The sequence below is a fragment of the Mediterraneibacter sp. NSJ-151 genome (assembly GCF_022487435.1).
Lineage (GTDB): Bacteria > Bacillota > Clostridia > Lachnospirales > Lachnospiraceae > Schaedlerella > Schaedlerella hominis.
Window position 1 is genome coordinate 58,926 of the sequence record NZ_JAKVPP010000002.1, and the last position, 12,060, is coordinate 70,985.

9 protein-coding genes are annotated in these 12,060 nt (G+C 36.6%); 4 read left to right on the forward strand and 5 right to left on the reverse strand.

The genetic code is table 11. The features are described 5' to 3' along the window. Positions 1–37: 37 nt before the first annotated feature. From scpB to LQE94_RS02215, 3 genes are read right to left on the reverse strand one after another with little or no spacing between them, the layout of a single operon-like run. Positions 38–610: an SMC-Scp complex subunit ScpB gene (gene scpB / locus LQE94_RS02205; protein WP_118723738.1), complete on the reverse strand. Its 573-nt coding sequence runs from the start codon at positions 608–610 to the stop codon at positions 38–40. Between the two features lie 4 nt (positions 611–614). Next, positions 615–1,367 (reverse strand): segregation and condensation protein A, encoded by a 753-nt coding sequence (locus tag LQE94_RS02210; RefSeq protein ID WP_240576891.1) that lies wholly within the window; start codon positions 1,365–1,367, stop codon positions 615–617. A 13-nt stretch (positions 1,368–1,380) separates the two neighbouring features. Next, complete coding sequence (locus LQE94_RS02215) at positions 1,381–2,250, reverse strand: metallophosphoesterase (RefSeq protein ID WP_240576892.1); 870 nt, start codon at positions 2,248–2,250, stop codon at positions 1,381–1,383. Between the two features lie 335 nt (positions 2,251–2,585). Between LQE94_RS02215 and LQE94_RS02220 the strand changes: the two genes are divergently transcribed. Together LQE94_RS02220 and LQE94_RS02225 are read left to right on the forward strand one after the other, a co-directional pair. Continuing rightward, a complete protein-coding gene (locus LQE94_RS02220) occupies positions 2,586–3,716 on the forward strand; it encodes a D-alanyl-D-alanine carboxypeptidase family protein (protein WP_240577011.1) in 1,131 nt (376 codons plus the stop codon). A 70-nt stretch (positions 3,717–3,786) separates the two neighbouring features. Beyond that, positions 3,787–4,503, forward strand: a complete 717-nt coding sequence (locus LQE94_RS02225) for a J domain-containing protein (RefSeq protein ID WP_118737008.1) — start codon at positions 3,787–3,789, stop codon at positions 4,501–4,503. A gap of 21 nt (positions 4,504–4,524) precedes the next feature. Here LQE94_RS02225 and LQE94_RS02230 read toward each other — a convergent pair whose 3' ends face one another. Further along, on the reverse strand, positions 4,525–6,954 hold the full coding sequence (locus LQE94_RS02230; RefSeq protein ID WP_186864861.1) for a cation-translocating P-type ATPase: 2,430 nt from the start codon (positions 6,952–6,954) through the stop codon (positions 4,525–4,527). Positions 6,955–7,159: 205 nt separating this feature from the next. On the opposite strand from LQE94_RS02230, the gene LQE94_RS02235 reads away from it, so the two are divergent. After that, positions 7,160–8,521: a Mur ligase family protein gene (locus tag LQE94_RS02235; protein WP_118723741.1), complete on the forward strand. Its 1,362-nt coding sequence runs from the start codon at positions 7,160–7,162 to the stop codon at positions 8,519–8,521. After that, entirely contained in the window at positions 8,518–9,276 is a 759-nt protein-coding gene (locus tag LQE94_RS02240) for a type 1 glutamine amidotransferase (protein ID WP_117989887.1), read from the forward strand. Before LQE94_RS02235 ends, LQE94_RS02240 begins: the two co-directional genes overlap by 4 nt. A gap of 53 nt (positions 9,277–9,329) precedes the next feature. Here the strand turns inward: LQE94_RS02240 and LQE94_RS02245 are convergent, their stop codons facing one another. After that, positions 9,330–11,954, reverse strand: a complete 2,625-nt coding sequence (locus tag LQE94_RS02245) for a cation-translocating P-type ATPase (RefSeq protein WP_240576893.1) — start codon at positions 11,952–11,954, stop codon at positions 9,330–9,332. Positions 11,955–12,060 lie beyond the last annotated feature (106 nt).

Sequence of the window (12,060 nt, forward strand, 5' to 3'; positions counted from 1 at the left end):
ATGTCTTGCAAATTACAACTATACAAACGAATCCACTTTACAAATTCAATTTCAGTTCCGCTTCATCTTCTGCCTCTTCTTTAAACTGCTCAATTTGATCTGTATTAAGCATCGGAAGTTCATCTAAAGACTGTACACAAAATCTCCGCAAAAATTCTTCTGTTGTTCCAAATAAAATAGGACGTCCCGGAGCATCTAACCTTCCAACCTCCTCTGCCAAACCATACTCAACAAGCTTATTAACTGCATGATCTGATTTCACACCTCTGATTTTTTCAATCTCAATTTTTGTAACCGGCTGTTTATACGCTATAATAGACATAGTTTCCAATAATACATCCGTTAAAACATGTTTCTTCGGTTGTCTTGCAACACGAATTAAATATTCATAAGCTTCTTTTTTGGTACACATCTGAAACGCATGATCTAACTCGATAATCCGAATTCCTCGATCCTTTGCTTCATATCGTTTCATCAATTTATGTATCAATTCCAACGTTGTATCTTCATCCTGTTCAATTGCACGTGCAATCTTATTTAGCTCAACAGATTCTCCCATTGTAAAAAGAATTGCTTCTATCGCCCCCTGAAGTTCCTTTTCTTTTTTCATTTTATTAACACTCCTGTATTTGAGACTCTATGATAATCTCACCACAAGTCTCTTCCTGCTCTACCTTGATCATTCCGCTCTTCATCATTTCTAAAATCGCAAGAAAGGTTACTACCACATGCATCTTGCTTTTTTGTTCCTTCAATAATTGTCGGAAACTAAACCTGCCATGTGTTCTTGCATAAGATTCTACATAAGCCATCTTATCCGGAAGGGGAACCTCTTCTTTTTCTATTTTTCCAAATTTACTTCGAATAGGATCAATTTTTCGCTCCTGCCGCTTCATGACTTCTTCGAAAATTTTATGTAATCTCTGCAGATTCAAATCTCCCAATAGCAAATCTAAATCAACCGGCTCTTCATATTTTAAAATTTCATCAGGAACTGACGGATTCTTATACATAATATACTCCGAATCCATTTCCCTATCTTTTAGCTCATAAGCCATATATTTATACATTTTATATTGTAGTAATTGTTCCACAAGCTCTTGACGCGGATCTTCTTCCTCGCCTTCTTCGTTTACTTCCTTTGGAAGCAACATTTTGCATTTTATATCTAATAATGTAGCAGCCATCAGCAAAAATTCACTCATAATATTAAGATCTTCTCTTTGCATCTGATGTATATATTCCATATACTGATTTGTAATTTCAACAATTGGAATATCGTAAATATCTACTTTGTTTTTATCAATCAGGTGCAAAAGCAAATCTAACGGTCCCTCAAACACCTCTAATTTTATAGGAATCCCCATATATATTCTCTCTTTACTGTTTACTTATTTGAAATACGATCAATTCTGCCGGATTAAACAACCGAATATTGACTGTATGTGTTCCCAGACCACGACTTACGATTGCTGTCTGATTCCCTTTGACTTTCATCTCTCCTGCATGCTTTGGAAAAAGATGAAATTGCGGTGTTATTACACTTTTACCATTCGGAAGACAAATCAAACCTCCATGCAAATGCCCGGACAAAGTAATATCTGCCCCCCATGCCTGGTACGCCTCCATATATTCCGGATTATGTGCCAGCAATATCTGAATCTCTTCCTGCTTTGCCGGACCAACCTTCTGTGCTATATCACCTTTAGTCACCTTATGAGTTTTCATCTTTTCATATACTTCCATCCGTAATTCCAAGCCTGTCAAAGACAATTTATTTCCATCCAACTCTACTTCTGCACTTTCATTTTCCAAAAAACAAACTCCTGCATCAAGTAATCGTTTTTTATATCCAACAAATGCATTTCCATATTTTTCCGGCTTTTCTTTCATACGTTGTTCATGATTTCCATTTGCATAATACACCGGTGCAATCTTACAGATTGCTTCCACGAATTTTGCTGCTGATTCATATGAGATATCTTCTTTTCCGACCAGAATATCTCCTCCAATTAAAATCAGCTCTGGATTTTCCATCCTTATCTTATCGATCAGTTTCTTATTATGTAAGCCGTACTCATGATTGTGGAGGTCACTCAAAAATATGATTTTACCGCTTTTTTCACCATTCCATTTTGGTGACAGTACTTTGTATCTCGTAATACAAAATGTGTGTAATTCTCTTTCAACCTCAGCAAACACGCTCGCTATTAATAACAGAATAACTATACAAAACCACATTTTCCACATATGTTATGTTTCCTCGTTTCCTATTATCTTAATAATTTTTCATTTTTATACGACAAATATGCCCAATCCATTTTATATTAACATTTTTCTTTTTGGAATTCAACTATTGCAATCCTTGAGTTTCCGCAATATATGAACCATTCCCGCAATATTGTTTTGATTAGATCATCAATATTTTGAGATAATATATTCGAATTACTAAAACAGGATATGAATATAAATAGATTAAATAGTTTTATGGTGTGTGTCCATTGAAAAACAAAAAAATATTATTTCTACGAAGTTTTTGTCTGATTCTAGGATTGATAATCCTCGTAATAGGAAATCATAATTTCATCCTTTTTGCCAAAGAAAATCCAAAAAATTCCAAAATACTCGCCAACATTGAATTACATGCGCCTTCTGCAATCTTAATGGAGGCATCTACCGGAACTATCCTTTACGAAAAAGATCCCGATACACCACGTCCGCCTGCCAGTGTAACGAAAATCATGACAATGCTTCTGATTTTTGACGCTTTGGAAGAAGGAAAAATACACTTAGATGATACTGTGCCTGTTTCAGAACATGCCGCTTCTATGGGAGGTTCTCAAGTATTTTTAGAGGTTGGTGAAACCCAAAGTGTAGATACCATGCTAAAATGCATTTCTGTCGCAAGTGCAAATGACGCATGTGTATGCATGGCGGAATATATTTGCGGCAGCGAGGAAGAATTTGTCCGACAAATGAATCAACGTGCAAAAGAATTAGGTATGAACCACACCACATTCATCAACTGTAACGGACTGGATGCAGATGGTCATGAAACAAGCGCACGGGACATTGCACTCATGTCAAAGGAACTGATTACGAAATATCCTCAGATTCATGATTATTGTACTATCTGGATGGAAAACATAACTCATACAACGCGTAAGGGAACATCTGAATTCGGACTCACTAACACTAACAAACTAATTCGTCAATATGAATATGCCACTGGCCTGAAAACCGGCTCCACAGGATTAGCAAAGTTTTGTGTCTCTGCAACTGCCAAAAAAAATGATATCGAATTAATTGCCGTGATTCTTGGTGCCGACAATTCTAAAACTCGTTTTCAAGATGCTGTCACCTTATTAAATTATGGGTTTGCCTCCTGCCAGATTTATAAAGATTATTCGCCTCCTAAACTCGGAAAAATAAAAATAATTGGCGGTGTAAAAGAAAACATTCCTTGCAAATACAAAACTACATTTCAATATCTCGATACTAATGGACAAAATCTATCGGCTATAACAAAGCACTTAGAATTAAAAAAAGAACTGCACGCACCTATCCAAAAAGGAGATTCCGTTGGAAATTTGATTTATAAATTAAACGGAGAAGAAATAGGACGAATCCAAATTCTGGCTGCTGTTTCTAGTGATAAAGCCAGCTTCTGGGATTGTCTAAAAAAATTACTTTCTTTCTACTTTCATGTTGCTTAAACAGTTGATTTTTTTTATTTCTTGCCTTACAATAAATAACTAGGTATTTATTAACAATCAAGGAGAACTTATGGCAAAACGCACATATTATCATATACTTGGCGTTTCCCGAGACGCCAGTTTAGAAGAAATTACAGCTGCTAAAAACGCATTGGCAAAAGTGTATCATCCGGATGCCAATATGCATACAGATATCGATACCACTGCCCAGATGCAGGAAATCCTCGAGGCTTATCGAATATTATCGAATCAGGAAAAAAGGAAGGCCTATGATTTAGAATTAGGTGGTGGAAAGAAACGTGTTTTCCGTACATTTAATATGGAAGAAGAAGCAAAACAAGCAAAGAAAAAACCTGAAGCAGACTCTTTTGTAACTTATTGGAATGCTGCACAAAGACTAAATGAAATTGTTACAAAAAGTTCTATGCTTATCCAACGAGAGTCCAAACGAAAAAGCATTCCAATTAAAATACTGGAAAAATTTGGAAACAAAGAATTTGAATCACCTGCTTTGAATGCTGAATTAGAACATTTGTCTATCGAAGCCTTAAAATATATTACAACATTAAAAACTGCTAATATTCCCATGCAATACTGGAATTCTGAAACAATGAACTGGCTGTTGATTCAATGGGGGCAGGGTGTATATCCAGATCATCAAACACTTCTTGCACAATATGATGTTTATTTAGCTCAGAACAAAACCAGTTCAGAACGAATGAAATTAAACAACGAAAACAAACAATTTCATCATCACTTAAAAAAGCTGCTGACTTATGCTCTATAAGTCAGCAGCTTTCATTTATAATCATTCCGTCGCTTTTCCACGAAGTCGCAAATAATAAAACCTTGTTTTATCTACAAGAATTGTCAAAAATCTAAATGCTGATTCTGTTGCAATTGAAAATACTACAAACAACATAATGCATTTTACAGACATTCCTGTGATTGCAAACAGTCTATGAAGATATACACTGCAGAACAATAGCCCTGCGATACACCCCATAAGAATTCCAACACGTAATTTATTCATTGGTGCACTAATCTTAAACAAAATCATAAATCCGACTATTGCAAGCAGCATCGTTGCTGCAGTCGAAATATCTTTTGAATCCACACCAAAAGTCTGTCCAAATATCACCAAAGCCCCTACCGCCAGGACATCTGTCAATGCTGCCGGTAATGCTTTCAAGAACACATTTGTAAGGAAATGACCTTTGATAATATTTTTGTTTGGCTCCAATGCAAGGAAGAAAGCCGGAACACCAATCGTAAACATACTGATCAAAGAAATCTGTGATGGTTCCAATGGATAAGTAATCATAAATACCACAGAGAACATCGACAATAAAAATGAGAAAATATTCTTCACAAGGAACAAGCTTGCCGAACGCTGAATATTATTTACAACACGACGTCCTTCCAATACAACCTGTGGCATACACGAAAAATCTGATTCCAGTAACACAAGCTGGGATGCTTGTGCCGCTGCATCACTTCCTGATGCCATCGCAATACTGCAGTCTGCATCCTTCAATGCAAGTACATCATTGACACCATCTCCTGTCATGGCTACTGTTTTTCCTGCATCCTTCAACATCTGAACAAACTGCCTCTTTTGATTCGGAGTAACTCGTCCAAATACATTATATTTTAATACTGCATCTCTCATTTCTTCTTCATCTTTGAGTGTAGATGCATCGATATAGCGTTCTGCGCCTTCTACCCCGGCTTCTTTGGCAACCTCCGACACTGTACGTGGATTATCCCCGGAAATAACTTTCACTTCAACTCCTTGCTCTGCAAAATATGAAAAGGTTTCTTTTGCAGCTTTACGGATTGGATTTGCCAGCATCAAATATCCTAATGGGCAAATTGGTTTTGCCAATTCATTTCCATCTATTTCTCCATCATATGTTCCAAATACCAGAACTCGCAGCCCCTTAGCGGCATAACTTTCAATGTCTTCCTCATATTTTTCATACGCTTCTTTCAAAACAAACTCTGGTGCGCCTAATACATATGCTTCGTCTTCAAATGTAACACTACTATACTTTGTTGCTGATGAAAATCCCGTTTTTGAAATCGGTTTGCGTCCAGAAGCATGTGGAAAACTCCTTTTAATTGCTTCCATCGTAATGTTATCTCTATCCATTGCCGCAGCAAAATCTCCAATCAGCTGACTAAGAGGTGCCATAGTCTCTTTATCATATTCATCTGTCGGTTTAAACTCCCGAACTTCCATTGTATTATCTGTGATTGTTCCTGTTTTATCTACACAAAGTACATTTACACGGGCAAGTGTTTCGATACACTTCATATCATGAAGCAGAACCTTCTTTGTAGCAAGACGCATGGCACTAACTGCTAATGCCACACTAGCAAGCAAATACAATCCTTCTGGGATCATTCCAATTACTGCTGCGACCATAGATGTTACGCTAGAACGAAATCCTTCCCCTTGAAAAAAGAAAGCCTGTACAAATAAAAGGATTCCAATTGGAATAATTGCAATTCCGGCAACCAGTACTAATTTATCCAGAGCACGTATCATCTCTGATTGTTCGCTGTCCTGCATCTCTTTTGCCTGCAAAGTCAATTTTGAAATGTAAGAATCCTCTCCTACTTTATCCAAACGAGCCCGACATTCTCCCGATACAATAAAGCTTCCAGACATCAATATGTCTCCCGGCTGTTTTGTAATCTCGTCCGCTTCTCCTGTCAAAAGAGATTCATTAACCTGTACAGTACCTAAACATACTTCAGCATCTGCACAAATCTGATTTCCTGCTTTAAAAACCACAATATCGTCGAGCACTAATTTTTCTGCATCTACCAGGCTTTGTTTTCCATCTCTTATAACCATTGCATGCGGTGCATTAAGCATCGTCAGATTATCCAGTACCTTTTTTGCTCGGATCTCCTGTATAATTCCTATTAACGTGTTAGCAATAATAACCGGTAAAAATGTCAGATTTCGAAATGAACCGACAAGACACAACAATATTGCCAAAATCAAGAAAATCAAGTTAAAATACGTAAATACATTCTCATGAATAATATCACGAGTTGTCTTTGATGGTGGATCTACCGCCCTGTTTGTCCATCCATGCAACCTGTGTTCCTGCACTTGTTGTGAAGTCAGTCCTTGCTCTGGATTCGGTGTATATCTCGTTGTTGGAATACGTTTTACTTCTTGTTTTTTTTCTGTCTTTTTCTCTAAGTTATTTTTTTTCAATATTAACCAACCTCGTTTTCCTTTTTATAGCATTCATTTTATCATAGCCACAAAAAAATTCCAGTATCTTTATAAAATATTCAGAAATTCCTCGATTTCCTTGTTTTATTATGTCTCTTCACTTATAATAGTACAAGTATCGGCAGAATTCTATATTTTAGTTCTTGCTGACTATAAAACATAAAGAATGAAAGAGTGAGTCATTATGAAATTAAGAAGCAGATTAGCAATTCGCTGTGCGAAACTAACCAGTATTTTGATTAAAAAAATGAATCGCGGAAGTGGAGTTACTCTCCCTGGATATGTTGCGCGAATCATTGACCCTAATATTTTGAACACGATGTCAAAACAAGTACGTGAAAAGACCATTGTAACAATGGGAACAAACGGAAAAACTACAACAAACAGTATTTTATATCACGCATTGAAGGCGGAGGGAAAGAAGGTTATCATTAACCGAACAGGTGCCAATATGATGAACGGTATCATTTCTGCATTTGTTCTTTCTACTGATAAGCACGGACATTTAGATGCAGACTACGCCTGCATCGAGGTAGATGAAATCGCATCTGTCAATGTTCTTCCTCAGCTCAAACCTGACTGTGCTTTATTAACTAATATTTCACGTGACCAATTGGATCGCTTTGGTGAGGTTGATATCACTTACAATAAGTTGAAAACAGCTGTCACAAGTGTCCCTGATACAACATTGATCATTAATTGCGATGATATTTTATCCTACTCTCTTGCAAAGGACTGTGGTAATTCTTACATCACGTATGGAATCAGTGAACAGATTTTTGATGACATTTCCCGTTCTGAGATTCGTGAAAGTATTTTCTGTCGTTCTTGTGGTACAAAACTTGAATATGAATTTTTCCATTATGGACAACTTGGTATCTATCATTGTCCAAATTGTGGATTTAAACGTCCAGACCCGGATTATACAACAACCAATGTTGTATTAAAGGATGAATTATATTCCTTTGATATGGATGGCATGCATATTCAATCCACAGCGCGTACTCCATACAATATTTATAACACATTATCCGCTTATGTGGCATTACGTGCATTACATGCACCACAACAACATTTCCAGAGTATGATAGAATCTTTCGATTATGGTAATAATCGCGAAGATATTTTTAATATCAATGGTGCACGTGTACAACTTCATTTATCTAAGAATCCAATTGGATTCCAGCAAAAGGTTTCACTTGTACTCAAAGATCCAAAACCAAAAGATATCATTATCCAGATTAATGATACCTATCAGGATGGTGAAGATGTCTCCTGGCTTTGGGATGTAGATTTCCAGTATCTTGCAGATGCTAATGTATCTACTATCCTTACAAACGGAACTCGCCGACACGATATGGGACTGCGTTTAAAATATGAGGATATTCCTTGTGGTTCTACTACAGATTTAAAACAGTCTGTTGAAGATTTAACTAAGAATGGCACAAAAAATCTTTATATTATTGTCAACTACTCTGGTCTGTATCGCACAAACCACTTATTAAATGAGATGCAAAAGGAAACGGAAGGAGAACTGAAATCATGAAATTAACAATCGGACATCTTTATCCTGATTTATTGAATCTTTATGGTGACCGCGGCAATATTCAATGTTTTCGTAAACGTTTAGAGTGGCGTGGGATCGAAGCAGAAGTCATTCCTTTTCTTTCTGGCGACAAAATTGATTTTTCCAAACTTGATATTGTACTATTAGGTGGTGGATCTGACAGAGAACAGGAACTGGTTTGCGGATATTTAAAAGAGATCAAAGCTGATTTTAAAAATTACGTTGAACAAGGTGGCGTTGTTCTTGCTGTATGTGGTGGTTATCAATTATTAGGTAAATATTATAAAACTGATAAAAAAATGATTGAGGGGCTTGGTATTCTCAATATCACAACAGAATGGGAACCTGAACGTCTGATTCGAAACATCATTTTACAAAGCCCTCTCTTCTCTGATCCTGTTGTCGGCTTTGAAAACCATGGCGGACGTACCTATATCAATGACCATACACCATTTGGAAAGGTATTCTTCGGACTTGGCAACACTGGAAAATCCGGTTATGAAGGTGTAGTTTATAAGAACGTTATTGCAACATATCTTCATGGCCCACTCCTTCCAAAGAATCCTCAGGTATGTGATTACTTATTGGAACGGGCTTTACAGCGTAAATATGGAGAAAATGTAACGTTATCTCCACTTCCTGACGAATTGGAACATAAAGCAAATAGTTATATTTTTGATCGTTATAATGACAAGAAATATGTACTCCAAGAAACAATTAAACGTTATACCTAAATTATTTTCATCAACAAAAATGAGCAATCACAAACGATTGCTCATTTTTTGTATTATTTTTTTCTGGATTTATAATATCCTTGAATAGTTTTTATCAACTGAATCACCGGAAGATTTAAAAATGCAAGGAAATATACCATCAAAAGCTGTGTTATTGTCAATGTCTGAACCTTGAATAATCCTTGTAAGCCCGGAATCATAATTACTAATGTTACCAAAATCGTTCCTAATGCAAATGCACCCAGCAGATATTTATTATTAAAGAATCTTCTTGTAAATATTACCGGTTTATCTGACTTACAGTTAAATCCATGTACCAATCTTCCCAAACACAGCGTTGCAAATGCCATTGTGCTTGCAAGCGTTGTATTTCCGCTGCGATATCCTATCAGAAATGCTATCATAGAGATTGCACCAATTACAAAACCATCAACCCCGATTCTCGCCAAAAAAGATCTTGTTAAGATTGATTCCTGCATCGGTCTAGGTTTATCCAGCATGACCTCTTTCGTATGCGGTTCTAATCCAAGTGCAATTGCCGGAAGGCTGTCTGTCAACAGATTAATAAACAACAAATGAACCGGAGCAAACGGAACCGGTAAGTTCATAACCGATGCATATAGTACCGCTAAAATCGCTCCAAAATTACCTGATAAAAGGAATAAAATTGCCAGTTTTATATTTCGGTATAAATTTCTTCCATTTTCTACCGATTTCACAATTGTTGCAAAATTATCGTCTGTCAGAACAACCGCTGAAGCATCTTTTGCAACCTCGCTTCCCGTAATTCCCATTGCGACACCTATATCTGCCTGTTTTAATGCAGGAGCATCATTCACGCCATCTCCTGTCATTGCTACGACATTTCCTTTTTCTTGCCATGCACGGACAATTCGGATCTTATGTTCCGGAGATACTCTTGCATATACAGATATATGCTCAATAAAATCCTGTAATTCTTCATCTGACATGCCTTCAATCTGAGCGCCTTCACATGCTTCTGATTCATCTTGCAGAATGCCTATTCTCTTTGCAATTGCAGCTGCTGTTACTTTATGATCTCCTGTTATCATAATCGGACGTATTCCAGCTTTCTTACATTCTGCTACCGCCGCCATTGATTCTTCTCTCGGAGGGTCCATCATTGCTATCATACCTAAGAAAATCAAATTATTTTCATCATCATATGATAATTCCCACTCGTCCACAACTTTCTTATATGCAAATCCTAATACTCGCAATCCTTCTCTTGAAAATTTCTGATTGTCCTCTTCAATTTTTTGTTTATCCTCTTTTGTAATCGGACGGATTATTCCATTCTCCATTATTTGTGTTGCTCTGGATAATAATACATCCGTTGCCCCTTTTACAACCATAACAGGAATGCCTTCTATTGTATGTTTTGTCGACATCATTTTCCGATCACTATCAAACGGAATCTCGCTTTCCCTTGGATATCTTGCTCGAATTTCTTCAACATTAATATCCAATTTTCCACCAACATTCAAAAGTGCTGTCTCTGTAGGATCTCCAATTTCAACACCATCAATGTTAGATGCATCATTACACAAAACACTAAATGTAAATAACTTTCTTTGAATTTCAGAATCCATATCAATGTCTTCTGACGAAATTCTTGTTTTATTTACATAATAATCTTCTACAGTCATCTTATTTTGTGTCAATGTTCCTGTTTTATCAGAGCAGATTACTGACACACTGCCAAGTCCTTCAACAGCTTGTAATTTTCGGATGATTGCATTTTCTTTTGCCATTTTCTGTGTTCCGAATGACAACACTATTGTCACTATTGAACTAAGTGCCTCTGGAATTGCTGCTACTGCCAGCGCAACCGCAAACATGAATGCATCTCCTGCACTTCCTCCTTGCAAAATATTTACTCCAAAGAGAACGCCACAGAATATTAATATCAAAATTGACAGCTTCTGTCCAAATTGATCCAGATTTACTTGTAACGGAGTTTTCTTGTCTGCTGCATTTTGTATCATGCCTGCAATTTTACCAACTTCCGTATTCATACCAATTCCTGTTACAATATAGGTAGCTCTTCCATAGGTAACAAAACTACCTGAATACAACATGTTAGTCCTATCGCCAAGTGCAATTTCTGACTCACCTTTTATACATATTGTTGTTTTTTCAACTCCTACACTTTCTCCTGTCAATGCACTCTCATCAACCTTGAGCGTCGCTGCTTCCAAAATTCTTCCGTCTGCCGGAATGAAATCTCCTGCATCTAGATGAACAATATCTCCTACTGTAATTTCTGTAGATGGGAGCAATACAACATTTCCATTTCTAAGTACTTTAGCCTCTGGACCTGACAGTTTTTTCAAGCTTTCCAATGACTGTTCAGCTTTTCGTGTTTGAACAGTTCCGAGCACTGCATTCATCGTAATTACAACCAATATTACAAGCGCACTTTCCCAATCTCCAAGCACACCAGATACGATTGCAGAAATGATTAGTATAATAACTAAAAAATCTTTGAATTGTTCCAAAAACAACTGTAGTACAGATTTCTTTCCTACGGTCTCAATTTCATTCCGGCCATATTTTGCAATATGTTCTTTCACCTGCGATTCTGTCAATGGTTCCAGAGTTCCATTCACACTTTGACAGACTTCTTCACCAGTCATATGATAGTATTCTTTCATACCAGTTCTCTCCTTCTTTCAAATTATTTAAAAGGAATCATTTTACATATTAGGAAAAAAACTTTTGCTAATATATAAAAAAAGAGACTTTTGCTGTATCAATCTA